This is a genomic window from Microvirga sp. 17 mud 1-3, assembly GCF_003151255.1.
GTDB lineage: Bacteria > Pseudomonadota > Alphaproteobacteria > Rhizobiales > Beijerinckiaceae > Microvirga.
In genome coordinates this window covers 2,400,787-2,418,170 of sequence record NZ_CP029481.1, presented here as the reverse complement: position 1 = coordinate 2,418,170, position 17,384 = coordinate 2,400,787, and the positions used below count along the sequence as shown (strand labels likewise).

The 17,384-nt window shown below is 66.4% G+C and carries 15 protein-coding genes; 6 read left to right on the top strand and 9 right to left on the bottom strand.

The window, feature by feature from the left end:
• The first annotated feature begins 55 nt into the window (after window positions 1-55).
• Window positions 56-265, top strand: coding sequence for a hypothetical protein (locus C4E04_RS11515; protein WP_109597622.1), 210 nt, complete (start codon window positions 56-58; stop codon window positions 263-265).
• 356 nt (window positions 266-621) lie between these two features.
• Here the strand turns inward: C4E04_RS11515 and rpmG are convergent, their stop codons facing one another.
• From rpmG to rnr, 4 genes are all read right to left on the bottom strand, one after another.
• The gene (rpmG, locus tag C4E04_RS11510) at window positions 622-789 is read right to left on the bottom strand and encodes a 50S ribosomal protein L33 (RefSeq protein ID WP_109597621.1); all 168 of its coding nucleotides are present in this window, start codon (window positions 787-789) and stop codon (window positions 622-624) included.
• Window positions 790-997: 208 nt separating this feature from the next.
• Window positions 998-1,720, bottom strand: coding sequence for an NUDIX hydrolase (locus tag C4E04_RS11505; RefSeq protein WP_109597620.1), 723 nt, complete (start codon window positions 1,718-1,720; stop codon window positions 998-1,000).
• Complete coding sequence (locus C4E04_RS11500) at window positions 1,692-2,165, bottom strand: DUF983 domain-containing protein (protein WP_109597618.1); 474 nt, start codon at window positions 2,163-2,165, stop codon at window positions 1,692-1,694. Before C4E04_RS11500 ends, C4E04_RS11505 begins: the two co-directional genes overlap by 29 nt.
• 14 nt (window positions 2,166-2,179) lie before the next feature.
• A complete protein-coding gene (gene rnr / locus C4E04_RS11495; RefSeq protein WP_109597617.1) occupies window positions 2,180-4,489 on the bottom strand; it encodes a ribonuclease R in 2,310 nt (769 codons plus the stop codon).
• A 606-nt stretch (window positions 4,490-5,095) separates the two neighbouring features.
• Between rnr and C4E04_RS11490 the strand changes: the two genes are divergently transcribed.
• Both C4E04_RS11490 and C4E04_RS11485 read left to right on the top strand, forming a co-directional pair.
• Window positions 5,096-5,434, top strand: coding sequence for a hypothetical protein (locus tag C4E04_RS11490; protein WP_109597616.1), 339 nt, complete (start codon window positions 5,096-5,098; stop codon window positions 5,432-5,434).
• Between the two features lie 5 nt (window positions 5,435-5,439).
• Window positions 5,440-6,660 (top strand): S9 family peptidase, encoded by a 1,221-nt coding sequence (locus tag C4E04_RS11485; RefSeq protein WP_109597615.1) that lies wholly within the window; start codon window positions 5,440-5,442, stop codon window positions 6,658-6,660.
• Window positions 6,661-6,702: 42 nt separating this feature from the next.
• On the opposite strand, the gene parE is transcribed toward C4E04_RS11485, so the two are convergent.
• A complete protein-coding gene (gene parE / locus C4E04_RS11480; protein ID WP_109597614.1) occupies window positions 6,703-8,763 on the bottom strand; it encodes a DNA topoisomerase IV subunit B in 2,061 nt (686 codons plus the stop codon).
• A gap of 243 nt (window positions 8,764-9,006) precedes the next feature.
• Here parE and C4E04_RS11475 point away from each other — a divergent pair, with 243 nt between their 5' ends.
• A complete protein-coding gene (locus tag C4E04_RS11475) occupies window positions 9,007-9,201 on the top strand; it encodes a hypothetical protein (protein ID WP_162559363.1) in 195 nt (64 codons plus the stop codon).
• Here the strand turns inward: C4E04_RS11475 and C4E04_RS11470 are convergent.
• The 4 genes from C4E04_RS11470 to C4E04_RS11455 form a co-directional block, all read right to left on the bottom strand.
• The gene (locus C4E04_RS11470; protein ID WP_109597611.1) at window positions 9,198-9,689 is read right to left on the bottom strand and encodes an MgtC/SapB family protein; all 492 of its coding nucleotides are present in this window, start codon (window positions 9,687-9,689) and stop codon (window positions 9,198-9,200) included. The genes C4E04_RS11475 and C4E04_RS11470 overlap by 4 nt on opposite strands.
• A gap of 8 nt (window positions 9,690-9,697) precedes the next feature.
• Complete coding sequence (gene topA / locus C4E04_RS11465; RefSeq protein WP_109597610.1) at window positions 9,698-12,415, bottom strand: type I DNA topoisomerase; 2,718 nt, start codon at window positions 12,413-12,415, stop codon at window positions 9,698-9,700.
• Window positions 12,416-12,550: 135 nt separating this feature from the next.
• Complete coding sequence (locus tag C4E04_RS11460) at window positions 12,551-14,194, bottom strand: isovaleryl-CoA dehydrogenase (RefSeq protein ID WP_109597609.1); 1,644 nt, start codon at window positions 14,192-14,194, stop codon at window positions 12,551-12,553.
• 67 nt (window positions 14,195-14,261) lie between these two features.
• Window positions 14,262-14,951 carry a phosphatase PAP2 family protein gene (locus tag C4E04_RS11455; protein ID WP_162559362.1) on the bottom strand — a complete coding sequence of 230 codons (690 nt, stop codon included), beginning with the start codon at window positions 14,949-14,951 and terminating at the stop codon, window positions 14,262-14,264.
• 133 nt (window positions 14,952-15,084) lie between these two features.
• Between C4E04_RS11455 and C4E04_RS11450 the strand changes: the two genes are divergently transcribed.
• Window positions 15,085-16,032, top strand: coding sequence for an aspartate carbamoyltransferase catalytic subunit (locus C4E04_RS11450; RefSeq protein ID WP_109597606.1), 948 nt, complete (start codon window positions 15,085-15,087; stop codon window positions 16,030-16,032).
• Between the two features lie 49 nt (window positions 16,033-16,081).
• Window positions 16,082-17,377 carry a dihydroorotase gene (locus C4E04_RS11445; RefSeq protein ID WP_109597605.1) on the top strand — a complete coding sequence of 432 codons (1,296 nt, stop codon included), beginning with the start codon at window positions 16,082-16,084 and terminating at the stop codon, window positions 17,375-17,377.
• Window positions 17,378-17,384: the final 7 nt, after the last annotated feature.

Here is a 17,384-nt window from a genome sequence, read left to right as displayed (position 1 = left end):
ATTCGGAGGCCATGGTCATCCCGCAATGTCTGCGCCAGCGACAGGAGGGCTCCTCATGAACGGCCATTGGAAATCGCAGGATACGATTACGGAAGAGCGCCTGACGAAGGCCCTGGAGGTTCTGTCCTCCGTGGTCGCGGAGCATGGCGACAAGCACCTGCCGCTCCTTCACATGATCGAAGGCCAGCTCACCCAGCTCCGGGCTCGGGAGACTAAGCGCGAGCAGGCCGCAGCCCTGGCTGCCCCCATGGAAAAGGTGGCCTGAGGCCTCCCCATTTCTTCCTGGCGGGAGAGTTTTGTCTCCCGCCGCTCATGCTTTCGGGCCGATGCCCGTTCTGGTTACCCAGCCATCACCGTTGCGTCCCTGGGCCAGCGGGCGCACGCTGTCATTCTGCTGCTTCTGCAGCGCAGCGGACAAGTCCCGGGAGAGGCACGGATGAACTGCCCTCCCGGGCTCCCCGTCCCCAGACGCTCCCCAATCCATCGTCCAATCGTGAGGTCTCGCCCGTCAGGTTGAGACCTTTCGGTATTCCGGCTCCTTCCGGCCGAGGTGCCCCTAGCCAAAAGAAAACCGCCCCCTTTCGGAGGCGGTTCATCATTCCGGGAGATCCAGAAGCCGGATTACTTAATCTTGGCTTCCTTGAAATCGACGTGCTTCTTCGCGACCGGATCGTACTTCTTCATGGAGAGCTTGTCGGTCATCGTGCGCGAATTCTTCTTCGTCACGTAGAAATAGCCCGTGTCTGCGGTGGAGACGAGCTTCACTTTGATGGTTGCGGCTTTGGCCATGGTCAAACCTCGTGTAAATCCGGTGCTTCGGCGAAGTGAATTTGGCCGAAACGCAAAGGCCGGGCGAACCCGGCCGAAAATCCTTCCGCTCCATGCCCGATTGCGCCCGTTTCGTCAAGGGTTAAGAGGACCGGGCGAGCCAATTTCGGCGTTTCGTCCTGCGTTCCGGGCTGGTGTCCTATGATGCCTTGACTGGCCGAAACGGCTCCTAAAGTTCCTCCCGGACGAAGCGGCCGCGCTTCTGGTAATAGAACGGGACGGGGAGTTCGTGGGCAAAGCCATTGGCAATCCGGGCTTCCAGCTCCTCCAGAATCACCTTGGTGATCGGAAGCACGTCGAGCGCCTTGGCTCGCTCCAGGGTGACCCAGGTGGTCTCCACGAGTTCCGATTCGGGTCCGACCGCGCCCTCAATCTCGTCCGCGATGGCGGTGCGGTCGATGGCGAAGAAGCGGGTGTCGAAGCGCCTGACCTGGCGGGGCGGCGTGATCGCCCTGGCGACCACCTGGAGGGTCTCCAGATCGGGCAGGACGCCCCGCTCCCGGAAGGCGGCCCAGGTTCCGTCCGGCGCGCGCTCGGGTGGGCCGTAATCCTTGGTGCCGAGGAGGATGCCAGTCTCCTCGTAGGTCTCACGGATGGCCGCCAGCGCCAGCGCGCGGCAGCGCTGCGCGGAGGGGCGGGGCACCCGCGCCATGAGGGATTGCTCTGCACGAGGATGGAGTGTTCCGGCCACCGACATGGAGCGGTCGCCCGCCTCGATCCGCCCGCCCGGAAACACGAAGACGCCCGGCATGAACCGGTGCCCCATGTGCCGGCGGCCCATCAGCACCTTCGGGCTCCGGCCCTTGCGGTCGACAATGATGAGGGTCGCGGCGTCCTTGGGAAGAACCTTGGCGTAGGCGGGATCACGCGCCTCGGAGGCGCGGCGATTCATCTGATCCAGTGTCACCGTCACGCTCGATCTCCCCTGTCCTGGCCATGCGGGCACGGACCGCGCCGAATCCATGCATGCCTAGCGCGTATTGCAGCCCGACGACAGCACCCTTGACCGGCTGCAGCAGGGCGAAGCTGAGGATGAGCGTGAGCGCCGGCCAGATGGCAAGATGGATCCACAGGGGCCATTCGAAGCGGGTCTCCGACATCAGGATTCCGTACCCGACGATATGCCCAACGATCACCATGACGATATAGGGCGGAAGGTCGTCGGCCCGGTGATGATGCATCTCGGTGCCGCAGGCCTCGCAGCTGTCCACCACCTTCAGGAAGCTGCGGAAGAGCTTCCCTTCGCCGCAGGCCGGGCACCGGCAGCGGAAGCCACGTTTCACGGCTTCCATGCGGCTGACGGGCTCGGGCGGGACAGGCTGGGGCACGAAGGTCATGGCTCTTCCTCGGATCAGGCGCGGCCGCGCCTTTTGACTCTGACCTTGGGCGCGGCGCGGCGCCCGGATTTCTCCGCCTTCCTGGCGGCCTTAGGCCCGCGTGTCTTCGTACCGCCCGCGGTCTTGCGGGTATAGCGCCCCTCGGAGAGGAGCTCAAAGCGCAGGGCGCCGGCGACGGGTGCGGCCTCCACCAGCTTCACCTGGACTGGATCTCCAAGCCTGTAGGTTTCGCCGGTGCGCTCGCCACGAAGGGAGTGGGACCTCTCGTCGTAGCGGTAGTAGTCGGCGCCGATCGTGCCAGCCGGGACGAAGCCGTCCGCGCCGGTCTCGCTGAGCTTGATGAAGAGGCCGGCTTTGGTGACGCCGGAAATCTGCCCCTCGAATGTGGCGCCGATCCGGTCCGCAAGGAAGTGGGCGATCAGGCGGTCGATTGTCTCACGTTCGGCCGCCATGGCGCGCCGCTCCGCTGCCGAGATGCGCGCAGAAACCTCGATCAACTCCGCGCGGGTCGTGTCCGCCGGCAGGCCGTCCTGCCCGAGCTTGAGCGCCCTGATCAGCGCCCGATGGACGATGAGGTCCGCGTAGCGGCGGATCGGGGAGGTAAAATGAGCATAGCGCCTGAGGTTGAGGCCGAAATGCCCGTAATTCTCGGCCGAGTATTCCGCCTGGGACTGGGAGCGCAGCACCACCTCGTTGATGAAGAGCTGGTGCTCCGACTCTTCGACCTGGCGCAGGATCCGGTTGAACAGGGCCGGCTTCAGGGCGCCCTGGGCCGGCACCTTGAGGCCGATGGAGGCCAGAACCTCGCTCAAGGCGCGCATCTTCTCGAGAGAAGGCTCGTCATGGACCCGGTAGATCAGGTCGGAATCGGCCTTTTCCAGGGTTTCGGCCGCCGCCACGTTGGCGAGGATCATGAACTCCTCGATGAGCCGATGGGCCTCCAGCCGCTCGGGCACGAAGACCCGGTCGACGGTTCCGTCGGGCTTCAGCACGATCTTGCGCTCGGGCAGGTCGAGGAAAAGCGGCTCGCGGATGTCGCGCGCCTTCCGGGCGGTCTCGTAGGCGGCCCAGAGAGGCTTGAGGATCGGATCCAGGATCGGTCCGGTGATCTCGTCCGGCCGTCCGTCGATGGCGGCCTGGGCCTGCTGGTAGGAGAGCTTGGCGGCCGAGCGCATCATGACCCGGTGGAAGCTGTGGCTCTTCTTGCGGCCGTCGGCGCCCAGCACCATGCGCACGGCCATCGCAGGGCGAGGCTGGTGAGGACGCAGCGAGCAGAGATCGTTGGAAATCCGCTCCGGCAGCATGGGCACGACCCGGTCTGGGAAATAGACGGAATTGCCGCGTTCCAGGGCCTCCCGGTCGAGGGGCGAGCCCGGCCGCACATAGGCCGCCACGTCGGCGATGGCGACCGTGACGATGAAGCCGCCCTCGTTGTCCGGATCCTCGTCGCGCACCGCATGGACGGCATCGTCATGATCCTTGGCGTCGGGCGGATCGATGGTGACGAGGGGCACGTCCCGCCAGTCCTCCCGGCCCGCGAGGGTGACGTGCTGCGCCTGCTCGGCTTCCGCCAGCACGTCTTTGGGAAACTCGTTCGGGATGTTGTGGGCGTAGATCGCGATGAGGCCGACGGCCTTCTCGGACTTCACAGAGCCGAGCCGCTCCTTAACCTTGGCATGGGGCAGGCCGAACCGGCCGTGCTTCACCACGGAGGTGGCCACGAGGTCGCCGTCCAGTGCCTCGGCCTCGTCGCCGGGGCGGATCAGGAGTTCCTGGTCGCGGGATTTCTTGTCGACCGGTATCAGCCGGCCGCCGCCTTCGGGCAGGGCGCGGAAGATGCCGAGCACCTGCGCCTGCTTCTTGGCGACGATCTTCATGACCCGGCCCGCATAGCGGTGGATGTCGCCGGCCTTTAGCGGATCGACCCTCAGCAGCGCCCGGTCCCCGACGCCCGGCACCGGCATTCCGGGCCTGGGCTTTCGGGGAGGCGTGATGACGATGGTCGGGATCGGCCCGTATTCCTCCTCGTCCCATTCGGTGGGCTCGGCCACGAGTTCCCCGTCCCGGTCCCGGCGCTTGATGTCGGCGAGAACCACGGGGGGAAGCTGCCCCGCCTTGTGGACGCTCTTGCCGCGCCGGTCGACGATCCCTTCAATCTCCAGGTCCTTCAGGAGCTGCTTGAGCCAGATCCGGTCGCCGCCCTGCACATTGAAGGCGCGGGCGATCTCCCGCTTGCCGACCTTGCCCTGGGACTTGGAAATGAAGGCGACCACATCCTCGCGGGTGGGAAGCGGTGCCTGGGAGGATTTGGAGCGTTTAGCCAAGGAAGGGTCTCTTCGCGTTCATGGGGTCTTGTCGCATGTGGAACCGGGCGCGGCTAGCCCGGGTCCCATCCATGACGACGCGCAAAGCGCGGCTTTGGATCCAGAAGGGGAGAGACTCTCTCCGCTACGCCGTATCTCAGGTGTTCTCAGGAAGCGCCAACCTGTTCTCCTCCCCCTTGTGGGGAGGAGGTGGAAGTGGGGTGTGAGCGCTACGTTCTGAGACTTCAGTGCCGGCACCCCCACCCTGACCCTCCCCACAAGGGGGAGGGGAATGCGTCGTGCCATGTCGCTAGGGAGCATCCTCTCCCACCACACCCGGCTGAGCCCCAGCCAAAAAAAAGGCCCCTTGCGGGACCTTTTGAGGGACCGGCCCGTGGGGGCAGAATGAGCCGGTGATGCCCTTCAACGTTGAGGCATGATGAAAGGTTCCGCAAGTTTCAAATTTTTTTTGCGATGTCTCTTTGGGGGTAGTGACCGGGGCGAGGGGCTGATCTCGGGGCTGCCCTGTGTCTCCCGGCGGCGCCTGGAACGTGGTAGAAGAGCAGGCGGGGGGCTTTCGCATGCGGGGCATGCCGAGTTTCCGCGTGCGCCGTCAGAGGGCTCGCCATGGTGCGCCTCATCGCCGTCCCGGTCTTTCTCTTCGCTCTCCCGGCCGCAGCGGCCGAGGTTCCCCGTCTCGAGGTGCAGGCCACCTGCAAGGCCGCCGTCGCGCTTGACCCCAATGATAAGTCGCCCCAGGCGAACTGCATGCGGGAGGAGATGGCCGCCCGCGACGAGCTCGGGAAGCAATGGAGTGGATTTTCGGAGCCGCTCCGGAAACGCTGCGTCGAGGAGACCAGTATCGGCGGATATCCAAGCTACGTGGAAGTGCTCACCTGTATTCAGACGGCGAGCGGCAATGCCCAGCCTGCCCGGAAGAGCACCTATCGCCGCCCCGGACGCTAGGGCAGGTGGGACGGTTTTTCAGGAACGATCTGCATGAGGAATTCGGCACCTGGCCGCTGGGCTACACGGCCTATGGGGGCGCGGATGTCGGCGAGATCATTGCAGTGGCGGAGGCCGTGGGGGACGGCGACGACACGGCCTATTTCGAAGCCTGGATGGCAGCCGGTGACCGGCTGCGGGCAGAAGCCGAGGCCGCGCTGGAGCGGGGGCTCCGGGCAAGCGCCAGCGAACTCTTCCTGAGGGCGAGCAGCTTCTACGCGACGTCCTATCACCCCCTTTACGGCGAGCCGGTCGATGCCCGGCTCGTCTCGGCCTTCCGAACTCAGATAGCCGCGTTCAACGAGGGACTGCGCCTCCGTTCCGTTCCGGTGAGGTCCGTCAGGATTCCGTTCGAGGACACGAGCCTTCCAGCCTATCTGATCCCGGCGGAAGGCCACGAAACCAAGCGCTGCCCGCTACTCATCCTTACCAACGGCTATGACGCGACCGTCACCGAGATGTACTTCGCCTCGGCGGTGGCCGCATGTCGGAGGGGCTATCATTGTCTCATCTTCGACGGCCCTGGCCAGGGCGAGATGCTGATCGAGCACGGCATGCGGATGCGCCCAGACTGGGATGCAGTCGTGCGGGAAGTAGTCAATTTCGCCCTCGACCAGGACATCGTCGATCCGCACCGCATCGTGATCAGCGGGTGGAGCCTGGGCGGGTTCCTGGCGCCTCGCGCGGCCGCCGGCGAGCCTCGGCTTGCCGCCTGCATTGCCGATCCCGGCAGTTGGGGCATCGGGCCGGGTCTGAAGAGCTTTGCGGCAAAGTTCGGCCTGAGCGCTGCGGACATCGACAATCTCAATGCGCTGGATCAGGGCGTCTATGACCGGATGCAGGAGGTCATCGACACCAATCCGAAGATGCGCTGGAGCATCGTCCAGCGCGGCTTCTGGGTCCATGGGGTCGACAATCTGCGCGACTACATACGCGTCGCCTCACAGCTCACGCTGGAGGGCTGGGTCGAGAAGATCCGCTGCCCGACCCTGCTCACGGCCGCCGAGAACGATCCGTTATCGGCCGGAGCCGAGGCTTTGTTCGCGGCACTGCAATGCCCGAAGAGCCTTATCCGCTTCACGGCGGCCGAGGGGGCGGGGGACCATTGCGAGATGCAGAACCGCTCGCTCCTGAACCGGCGCGTGCTGGATTGGCTGGACCTGACCCTGGCCGGAAAGGTGCCGTGAGGTCTCCGCCTAAGAGACAGGCGCCCCTTTCGGGGCGCCGTGTCAGATGTCCAGAGCTGCCTCGTCCGCGAAGGCTGCGCGCTCCTGGATGAAGGCGAAGCGGGCTTCGGGCTTGTTGCCCATCAGGCGCTCCACCGCATCGCTGGCTTCCGGCTTGTCCTCGGCCTCGACCACCACCTTCAGGAGCAGGCGCTTCCTCGGGTCCATGGTGGTTTCCTTCAACTGGCTCGGCAGCATCTCGCCGAGGCCCTTGAAGCGGCCGATCTCGACCTTTCCGTTGCCCTTGAACACGGTCTTGAGCAGCCGGTCCCGATCTGCATCGTCACGGGCATAGGCGGACTTGGTGCCCTGAGTGAGCCGGTAGAGGGGCGGCACCGCGAGATAGAGATGCCCGCCGTCGATGAGACGCGGCATCTGCCGGTAGAAGAAGGTGATGAGCAGCGACGCGATATGGGCGCCGTCCACGTCCGCATCGGTCATGATGATGACCCGGTCGTAGCGGAGGTCGCTGTCCTTGTAGTGGGAGCCCGTGCCGCAGCCCAGCGCCTGGACGAGGTCGGAGAGCTGCTGGTTCTGGTGCAGCTTGTCCCGGCCGGCCGAAGCGACGTTGAGGATCTTGCCACGCAGAGGAAGCACGGCCTGTGTGGCGCGGTCCCGCGCCTGCTTGGCCGAGCCGCCGGCCGAGTCACCCTCGACGATGAACAACTCCGAGCCTTTGGCGCCCGCATTGGTGCAGTCGGCGAGCTTGCCGGGCAGGCGCAGCTTGCGGGTCGCGGATTTGCGGGCGACCTCCTTCTCCTGGCGCCGGCGCAGGCGCTCCTCAGCCCGGTCGATCACCCAGTCGAGCAGCTTGTTGGCCTGCTGCGGCGAAGCCGCGAGCCAGTGGTCGAAGGTATCGCGGATGGCGGATTCGACGATGCGGCCTGCTTCCACGGTCGCCAGCTTGTCCTTGGTCTGGCCCTGGAATTCCGGCTCGCGGATGAAGACCGACAGCATGGACGCGCAGGTCGCCATCACGTCGTCGGTGGTCACCGCCGCCATGCGCTTCTGCTGGCCGACGCGTTCCGCATGGTCGCGGAGCGCGCGCAGGAGCGCGATGCGCAGGCCGTTCTCATGAGTACCGCCCTCGGGAGTGGGAACGGTGTTGCAGTAAGAGATCGAGAAGCCGTCCTCGTTCGTCATCCAGGCGACCGCCCATTCCAGCGAGCCGTGGCTGCCGGGCTTGGTGATCTTGCCGGAGAAGATCTGGTCGGTGACCAGCTCTTTCCCCTCGATGTCGTGGACGAGATAGTCCTTCAGCCCGTTCGGGAACTTGAAGGTCGCTTCGGCCGGAACGTTGTCGACGCCTTCCAGCAGGGAAGGGGCGCATTTCCAGCGGATCTCGACGCCGCCGAACAGATAGGCCTTCGAGCGCGCCATCTTGAACAGGCGGCGCGGAAGGAAATGGGCGTCCTTACCGAAGATCTGGACGTCCGGCCGGAAACGCACCTTCGTGCCCCGCCGGTTGAGGACCCGCCCGACCGTCTCGAGCTTCGTCTTCGGGATGCCCCGGGAGAAGACCTGCCGGTAGAGGGTCTGGCCGCGGGCCACCTCCACCTCCAGGGTATCCGAGAGCGCGTTCACCACCGACACGCCGACGCCGTGCAGGCCGCCCGAGGTCTCATAGACCTTCGAGTCGAACTTTCCGCCCGCATGAAGCGTGGTCATGATGACCTCGAGCGCGGATTTCTTCGGGAATTTCGGGTGCGGGTCGACCGGGATGCCGCGGCCGTTATCGGTGACGGAGAGCCAGTTGCCTTCCTCCAGCTCCACCTCGATGAAGCTCGCGTGGCCCGCGACCGCCTCGTCCATGGAATTGTCGATCACCTCGGCGAAGAGGTGGTGGAGGGCCTTTTCGTCCGTGCCGCCGATATACATGCCCGGGCGACGCCGAACGGGCTCCAGCCCCTCCAGCACCTCGATGGTGGAGGCATCGTAGCCGCTTTCGCCGGGCGTGCCCTCGGGAGCGCTGCGGGAGACTTTCGCGGCGCTCCGTGCCGAAGCAGGGGCGGCCCGCCGGGCAGGTGCCGACCCGCCGCCGAAGAGATCGTCGTTATCGGTCATGGGGACTTTCGTCCGTGCTGATTCGCGTTTCTTGGCATTGGTTTTCATTCTTTAATTCATAAGAGAACAAAACGTAAACGTGAAGTGCGATCATGAAGCACAAGCCACAAAATGCGCCAACGGGGAAGACCCTTCGTGGCCGGGGCCTCGCCCAAAGAACATCTTCCCTTCAGACATCGGAACAGTTTAGCTCTTGTTCACGTTGGACGGTTAGGCTTAGCGAACGCTTAACGGAGGCTCGCAGTGACGATGCGGACGACCCTGGGGACGGCACAACAGCTCCATCTGAGCCGTGCAGCTCGTACGGCCGGGGAGGCGTTCGCCTTCGACGAGCCGGAGACTCTCGCGCCCCAATCCCGAACGGGGCTGCCCCTCGGCCTGTTCCTGGCCGGCCTTGCGGCCGTGGCACTCGTGGCTCTTTACGCCCTGGTCGGCTAGCCGCTCGTTTCTTTGCCAGGATCGCGGCTGCCGAAGAGGCGATTCACGAAGGACTCCACGGGTTTACCCAGCACGAGCAGCGCTAGCGCGAGGGTGCATCCGAGGCCCGTAATCATCCAGGCACCGAGGCCTGCGGCGATTCCGAGGGCGGCCGCAACCCAGACGGTTGCGGCCGTCGTCAGCCCCTGAACCTCCATCCGGCTGCGATCACGCAGGATCACGCCCGCTCCGAGAAAGCCGAGCCCGGTCATGATGCCCTGAATCACGCGGCTCATGGCATCCTCACCATAGAACAGGCCTTCATAGACCGAGCCCGACAGCACCAGCATGGCGGAGCTGAGGGATACCAGCCCGAGGGTGCGCATCCCGATGGGCTTGTCCTTCAGGTCCCGGTTCAGGCCGATGGCCATCCCCGCCAATGTCGCGACCACGAGACGGAGCACCGTCTCGCCTGTCTCGGGCGGGAGAAAGGCCATCAGCTGTTCCATCGCGCTCCTCAGGAGGCCTTGGCGGCCTTCCCGGAAGCTTTGCGGGTTGCGGGCTTTTTGGCAACCGCTGCCTTTGTGGCAGTCTTTCCGTCCGCTTTCTTAGCGGCCTTCTTTGCCGGAGCCTTGGCGGCGGTAGCCTTCTTGGCAGGCGCCTTCTTAGCGGCTGTCTTCCGGCCCCGGGCGGATTTCTTGCTCCCGCCCATGGCCCGGCGGGCATTGAGGAGGCCGATTGCCTCGTCGAGGGTCACGGCCTCGGCCGCGACGGCCTTGGGCAGGGTGGCGTTGGTTTCGCCGTCGGTCACGTAGGGGCCGAAGCGTCCCGCCTTCACGACGATGGGCTTTCCGCTTTCCGGATCCTCCCCGAGAGGCCGGCCCGGATCGGCGGCACCCCGGCGGAAACCGCCGGCGCCGCTCTCCTTGGCAATGATCAGGTCGATGGCGCGGTTCGCGCCGATCTCCAGCACGTCATCGTCCTTGCCCAGATTGGCGTAGGTCTTGCCGTGTTGCACGTAAGGACCATAGCGGCCGATGCTGGCGAGGATCGGCTCTCCGGTCTCCGGATGCATCGCCACCGTGCGGGGCAGGGACAGGAGCTTGAGGGCTTTCTCCAGATCCACCAGGGCGGGAGACATGCCCTTCGGAATCGAGGAGCGCTTCGGCTTCTCGCCCTCGCCGAGCTGCACGAAGGGACCGAAGCGGCCGTCCCGCAGGGTGACCTGCAGTCCCGTCTCCGGGTCGTCGCCCAGAACCTTCACGCCCGGGGTGCCGCCGTTCTCGGACGAGCCTTCCCCATCGCCATCGACCCCTGAGGCCGCGAGCTGGCGCGTGTATTTGCACTCGGGATAGTTGGAGCAGCCGATGAAGGCGCCGAACTTGCCGAGCTTGAGGGAGAGCTGCCCCGTGCCGCAGGTCGGGCAGGTGCGGGGGTTCGAGCCGTCGCCCTTGTCGGGGAAGATGTGCGGGCCCAGAAGCTCGTTGAGGGCTTCCAGCACCTCGGCAGTGCGCAGCTCCTTGGTCTCGCCGATGGCGGCCGAGAAATCCTGCCAGAAATCGCGCAGCACCTGCTTCCAGTCGATCTCGCTGTTGGAGATCCGGTCGAGCTGCTCCTCCAGGTCCGCCGTGAAGTCGTATTCCACGTAGCGGCGGAAGAAGCTCTCCAGGAAGGCCGTGACGATGCGGCCCTTATCCTCGGGCATGAGCCGCTTCTTCTCGATGCGCACATATTCGCGGTCGCGCAGGGTCTGGAGCACGGCCGCGTAGGTGGAGGGCCGGCCGATGCCGAGCTCCTCCATGCGCTTGACGAGGCTCGCCTCGGAATAGCGCGGCGGCGGCTCGGTGAAGTGCTGGTTCGCCACGATGCGGCGGCGCTCAAGGGAATCGCCCGCCTTCATGGGCGGCAGGCGGCCTTCCTCGTCGTCGGGATCGTCGTCCCGGCTCTCGTTGTAGAGGGTCAGGAAGCCGTCGAACTTTACCACCTGGCCGGTGGCGCGCAGATCGAGCTTGCGCGGGCCCACCTGGGCGGTCACGTCGACCGTGGTCCGCTCCAGCTCGGCCGATTCCATCTGGCTCGCGACCGTGCGGGTCCAGATCAGGTCGTAGAGCTTCGCCTGCTCGGGTTCGAGATACTTTGCGACGTGCTTCGGGAGGCGGCCCATATCGGTCGGGCGGATGGCCTCGTGAGCCTCCTGCGCGTTTTTGGCCTTCGTGGTGTATTTGCGCGGCACGCCGGGGACGTAGCGCTCGCCATATTCCTTGCCGATGACCCGGCGGGCGGCCTGCACGGCCTCGGGCGCCATGTCTACGCCGTCGGTTCGCATATAGGTGATGAGACCCACTGTCTCGCCGCCGATATCGACGCCCTCGTAGAGGCGCTGGGCGATGCGCATGGTCTGCGCCGGCGCCAGGCCGAGCTTGCGGGAGGCCTCCTGCTGCAGGGTCGAGGTGGTGAAAGGCGGGTAGGGGTGGCGCTTGGCGGGCTTCGCCTCGATGTTCGCCACCGCGAAGGTCGCGAGCTCCAGGTCCCGCTTGAAGGCCTCGGCCTCTTCGCCGCTGCCGATGTCGAGCCGCGTGATCTTCTTGCCGTCAGCACCCACGAGGCGGGCATCAAAGATGCCGCCGTCCTTCGTCGCCAGGGTGGCGATGAGCGACCAGTATTCCTGGGTCTTGAAGGTCTCGATCTCGAGCTCGCGGTCGCAGACGAGGCGCAGCGCCACCGACTGGACGCGGCCGGCCGAGCGGGCGCCGGGCAGCTTGCGCCAGAGCACGGGCGAGAGCGTGAAGCCGACGAGATAATCGAGGGCGCGGCGGGCCAGATAGGCATCGACCAGCGCCTGGTCGATCTCGCGCGGCTGGCGAAGCGCCGTCTGTACGGCGTCTTTGGTAATGGCGTTGAAGGTGACGCGCTCGACCGGCAGGTCCTTGAGGGCGCGCTTCTCACGCAAAGCCTCGACCACGTGCCAGGAGATCGCCTCGCCCTCCCGGTCCGGGTCGGTGGCCAGGATGAGCTTCTCGGCGCCCTTGATCGCCTTGGCGATATCGTTCACCCGCTTGGAGCCCCGGTCCTCGACGGTCCAGACCATGCGGAAATCGGCATCCGGGTCGACCGAGCCGTCCTTGGCGGGCAAATCTCGGATGTGCCCGAAGGAGGCCAGGACCTCGTAATCCTTGCCGAGATACTTGTTGATCGTCTTGGCCTTGGCGGGCGACTCGACGACGACGACTTTCATGTGCGACTTCCTACGTAGCCGCGAGCCAAAGCTCGAATGGGACGGCAAAACCGACGGTCGGCCCTCGACCGTCGCGGGGCGGGATAAGTGGTGGATGAACGCCGACAAGTCAAATCCGGCCGCTCCCCACCCTTGTCATATGGTGGTCAAGGCCCTGTCCAGCAAGGTTTTTGCGGCACTCCCGACCTCGTTCGCGCCGATCATCCTGGCCGGCCGGTCGAGCCGCGTGAGGGCATAGGCCTCGACGATTTCGGGGGGAGCGGCCTCGGCCAAAGCTGCCGTGGCGGCCAGCGTATAGAGCCGGTCGGCGATCAGCCGGGCCTTGGCCTCCGCGTCCGGGGAATGGAGCGCCAGGAGAATGTCCCGGGCCGCGTCCCGGGCGCCCGGCAGGTCGGCGATTCCGGCCATGAGATGGTCGAGCGCGGCTGCGGCCGCCTCCGGTTCCCGGGTCTCGGCCCGGAGAATATCGAGGGCGATCACGTTGCCGGAGCCCTCCCAGATCGCGTTGACGGGCGCCTCCCGGTAGAGGCGGGGCAGAGGGCTTTCCTCCACGTAGCCGTTGCCGCCCAGGCATTCCATCGCCTCGTAGATCAGGCGGGGCGCGGCCTTGCAGATCCCGAACTTGGCTGCCGGCGTGACGAGCCGGGCGTAGCCGGCCTCGCGCTCGTCCTCCGGCGCGTCGTCGAAGCTGCGGGCGGCACGTAAGGCGAGGGCCGTCATAGCCTCGTTCTCCAGGGCGAGATCCGCCAGGACCGCCCGCATGGCCGGCTGGTCGATCAGCCTCTTCTGGAAGACGCTGCGGTGCCGGGCATGGTGAAGGGCCTGGGCCAGTCCCATCCGGACGAGCCCGGCGGAAGCCACGGCACAGTCGAGGCGGGTGAGCTGCACCATCTCGATGATGGTCCGCACGCCGCGTCCCTCCTCGCCGACCCGCCAGGCGAAGGCCCGCTCGAACTCGACCTCCGAGGAGGCGTTGGAGCGGTTGCCGAGCTTGTCCTTGAGCCGCTGCAGATGGATCCCGTTGAGGGAGCCGTCCGGCCGGAAACGGGGCATCAGGAAGCAGGTCAACCCGCCGGGCGCCTGCGCCAGCACCAGAAAGGCATCGCACATGGGCGCCGACATGAACCATTTGTGGCCGGTCAGCAGGTACTCGTCCCCGGCCTTCGACTCGGCGCGGGTCGTGTTGGCCCGAACATCCGTGCCGCCCTGCTTCTCGGTCATGCCCATGCCCAGGGTCACGCCTGTCTTCTCCCAGAACGGGATGAAACGGGAATCGTAGGCCCGTGAGACGATCCGTGGCAGCCATTCCTTCAAGAGGGTCGGGGAGACCGCAAGCGCCGCGACCGAGGCGTGGGTCATGGTGAGGGGGCAGACATGGCCGCTCTCCACCCCCGCGACCGTATAGAGCCGGGCCGCGCGCGCCACATGGCCCCGGCCCCTCGGCCGCGCAGGGTCGGCGCCGTCCCAGGTGGAAGCATGGAGGCCGTCTGCGATGCTGGCCTGCATCAGCGCGTGATAGGCCGGGTGGAACTCTACGGCGTCGATGCGGAAGCCGCGGGAATCGAAAGTCCGGAGCTTCGGCGGGTTCTCGTTGGCAAGGCGCCCAAGATCGAGCCGTCCCGCGGTGCCCCAGGCTGCGCCGAAGGTTTCGAGTCTCTCCGGCCCGACCTCGACTCCGTTGGCCGCGAGGGTGTCGCAGAGTGCCCGGTGCGCGGCGATCAGGTTCACGTCGCCGAAGGGCGGAGGCTGGTTGAAGACGTCGTGAGTCTGCTGGGTCATGGAGCGTCCCGCCGATATCGTCCCAGACTATAGGGCAGATCGGCCAGGAGGGGACATCGGGATCGGCCTAGAGGCCGAGAGCCTTCCGCAGCCGGGGAGCCGTCGCATCGAGCCGCGCGACGAAGACCGGGTCCTTCAGGAGGGCCGCGGCGACCAGGCGTCCGCCTGCGCGCCCCGCCTCCACGTCGGAGGGGTAGTGGAAGCCGCATACCACCCGGCTCCAGCCGTAATCGAGGCCCCGCTCCTCCAGCAGGGCCCTCCGCTCGGGCGCCACATGGGCGAGCAGGGCCGCGAAGAGCGTTCCCGTGGCCGCATGGGTGGACGGGAAGGAGCTGCTCCGGGGCAGCCGGACCGGGCACGGCCTGACCTCATCGCTTGCCCGGAAGGGGCGGGGCCGGTCGAATCGCTCCTTCACGGGCGCAAGGGCCGCCTCCAGAACCTCCATCGCGTCCTTGAAGAGCCGGCGGGCCTTCTTCAACTCGTCCTTGTCCACCGGCGCGCCCATGCCTTCGAGGAAGCGCGCCAGAGTCTGGCGGGCATCTTGGACGGCGCTCTCCTGCCGAGCGGGATTCCGAGACTCCTGCGCAGACAGGACAGCCGCGAGATCCGCTGGACCCGCCGCCTCGTCGGGCGGCGCGCCGAGCGATGCGACGTCGATCGTGACGGACAGGTGTGGCTTGTCCTTGGCGGCGGCTGGCGCTGCAGGCAGGAGCGGGAGGGCCAGGAGACCCACGAGAAGGAAAGCGTGGCGGTGCATGGCGCAGTGATCGGGCTGCATTGCCCGCCTGTCAACGGCCGGAGGATCCGTCTGGCGGGTGTGGAGTTCGTGTGCGCCGCACGAGACTTCGCTTGCCGCTCCTGGCGACTGCGCCTATAGCCATCTTTTTAAGATGAATGACGCGCCCCCACCCGTTTTCCCCCATCGACACCTGCTCGGCATCGAGGGGCTTTCCCCATTGGATATCCAGGCCCTTCTCGATCTCGCGGACGCGCAGGTCGAGGTCAGCCGCCAGGTCGAGAAGAAGAAATCGACCTTGCGGGGCCGGACCCAGATCAACCTGTTCTTCGAACCGTCGACGCGCACGCAATCCTCCTTCGAGATCGCCGGCAAGCGTCTCGGCGCCGACGTGATGAACATGTCGGTGGCCTCCTCGTCGGTGAAGAAGGGCGAGACGCTGATCGACACCGCCGCGACCCTCAACGCCATGCGGCCGGACCTGATCGTCGTGCGCCACCACGCGGCAGGCGCCGTGCATCTCCTCGCCCAGAAGGTTGACTGCTCGGTGGTGAATGCCGGCGACGGCGCTCACGAGCACCCGACCCAGGCGCTCCTCGACGCGCTCACGATCCGCCGCAACAAGGGCCGCATCGAGGGCCTGACGGTGGCGATCTGCGGCGACATCCTCCATTCCCGCGTCGCGCGCTCCAACATGATCCTGCTCGCCGCCATGGGCGCAAGGGTGCGCCTCGTGGCGCCCTCGACCCTGCTGCCGCCGGATATCGGCCGGCTCGGCTTCGAGACCTTCACGGATATGCGCCGGGGCCTCGACGGTGCCGACATCGTCATGATGCTGCGCCTCCAGCTCGAGCGCATGAACGGCTCCTTCGTCCCGTCCGTGAAGGAGTATTTCCGCTTCTACGGCCTCGACCAGGAAAAGCTCAGCTATGCCAAGCCGGACGCTCTGGTGATGCATCCGGGCCCCATGAACCGGGGCGTAGAGATTGCCTCCGAGGTGGCGGACGGGGCGCAGTCCCTCATCCGCGAGCAGGTCGAGATGGGCGTCGCCGTCCGCATGGCCGTGCTCGAAGCTCTCGCAAGCCACCTGCCGAACAGGTGAGGGAAGAACCCTCTCCCGCAGAGGGGAGAGGGAAAGGAGAAATTGCGTAATGGTTTCCGACCGTCCCATCCTGTTCACGAATGCGCGCCTCGTCGATCCCGCCAGCGGGCGCGAGGAGCGGGGAGGCGCCCTGGTGCAGGACGGCCTCATCGCGGCCGTCGGCGCCCAGGTCGCAGCCGCAGCGGACGCACAGGTGGTCGATTGTGCCGGTCAGGTTCTTGCGCCGGGCCTCATCGACATGCGCGCCTTCATCGGCGAGCCGGGAGCGGCGCATAGGGAGACCCTGAAAAGCGCCGGCGAGGCGGCCGCCGCGGGCGGCGTCACCACGATCGTGTCGATGCCGGACACCAATCCGGTCCTCGACGACCCGGCCATTATCGACTTCGTCATGCGGCGGGCGCGGGACACGTCCATCGTCCATGTTCGCCCGGCGGCTGCGCTCACCAAGGGCCTGAAGGGGCAGGAGATGGCCGAGATCGGCCTCCTGCGCGAGGCCGGTGCCATCGCGTTTACGGACGGGCTGCGTTCCGTCACCAACGCGCAGGTGATGCGCCGGGCGCTCACCTATGCGCGGGATTTCGATGCCCTCATCGTCCACCATGTGGAGGATCCTGACCTTGTGGCCGCCGGCGTGATGAACGAGGGCGAGTTCGCCACCCGCCTTGGCCTTCCGGGCATCCCGCATGAGGCCGAGACCGTGATGCTGGAGCGGGACATCCGCCTCGTGCGCCTGACGGGCGGGCGCTATCACGCGGCCATGCTGTCCTGCGCCGATTCGGTCGAGATCATGCGCGCCGCGAAGGCGAGGGGGCTGCCGGTCACCTGCGGCGTGTCCATCAACAATCTCGCGCTCAATGAGAACGATATCGGGGATTACCGCACCTTCCTGAAGCTCTCGCCGCCGCTCCGGCACGAGGACGAGCGGCAGGCCATGATCGAGGCCCTGGCCGAGGGCGCCGTGGACGTGATCGTCTCCGACCATAATCCACAGGATGTGGAGACCAAGCGCCTGCCCTTCGCGGAGGCGGCGAACGGGGCCGTCGGCCTCGAAACCCTGCTCTCCGCCGCCCTTCGGCTCGTCCATTCCGGCCAGATTTCCCTTGCGAAACTCCTACGCGCCATGTCCACGCGACCGGCGGAAATCCTTGGGCTTCCGGGCGGACGGCTGGAGCGGGGCGCTCCCGCCGACCTGATCCTGTTCGATCCCGAGGCGCCTTACGTCCTCGACAAGCGGGACCTGCGCTCGCTGTCGAAAAACACGCCTTTCGACGAGGCCCGTCTGGAAGGACAGGTGACGATGACCGTCGTTGCGGGCAGGATCGTCTTCGACCGCAGCCTGAACTGAAGAGACG

What these genes read in the sequence shown, in the direction of transcription:
- C4E04_RS11470 (WP_109597611.1), bottom strand. Translation starts at nt 9,689, where the DNA reads ATGGAACAGCTGATGGCCTTTCTCCCGCCCGAGACAGGCGAGACGGTG.
- C4E04_RS11515 (WP_109597622.1), top strand. Translation starts at nt 56, where the DNA reads ATGAACGGCCATTGGAAATCGCAGGATACGATTACGGAAGAGCGCCTG.
- C4E04_RS11505 (WP_109597620.1), bottom strand. Translation starts at nt 1,720, where the DNA reads ATGAATCGCCGCGCCTCCGAGGCGCGTGATCCCGCCTACGCCAAGGTT.
- C4E04_RS11490 (WP_109597616.1), top strand. Translation starts at nt 5,096, where the DNA reads ATGGTGCGCCTCATCGCCGTCCCGGTCTTTCTCTTCGCTCTCCCGGCC.
- C4E04_RS11460 (WP_109597609.1), bottom strand. Translation starts at nt 14,194, where the DNA reads ATGACCCAGCAGACTCACGACGTCTTCAACCAGCCTCCGCCCTTCGGC.
- C4E04_RS11500 (WP_109597618.1), bottom strand. Translation starts at nt 2,165, where the DNA reads ATGACCTTCGTGCCCCAGCCTGTCCCGCCCGAGCCCGTCAGCCGCATG.
- C4E04_RS11455 (WP_162559362.1), bottom strand. Translation starts at nt 14,951, where the DNA reads ATGCACCGCCACGCTTTCCTTCTCGTGGGTCTCCTGGCCCTCCCGCTC.
- rpmG (WP_109597621.1), bottom strand. Translation starts at nt 789, where the DNA reads ATGGCCAAAGCCGCAACCATCAAAGTGAAGCTCGTCTCCACCGCAGAC.
- C4E04_RS11445 (WP_109597605.1), top strand. Translation starts at nt 16,082, where the DNA reads ATGGTTTCCGACCGTCCCATCCTGTTCACGAATGCGCGCCTCGTCGAT.
- topA (WP_109597610.1), bottom strand. Translation starts at nt 12,415, where the DNA reads ATGAAAGTCGTCGTCGTCGAGTCGCCCGCCAAGGCCAAGACGATCAAC.
- C4E04_RS11450 (WP_109597606.1), top strand. Translation starts at nt 15,085, where the DNA reads ATGAATGACGCGCCCCCACCCGTTTTCCCCCATCGACACCTGCTCGGC.
- parE (WP_109597614.1), bottom strand. Translation starts at nt 8,763, where the DNA reads ATGACCGATAACGACGATCTCTTCGGCGGCGGGTCGGCACCTGCCCGG.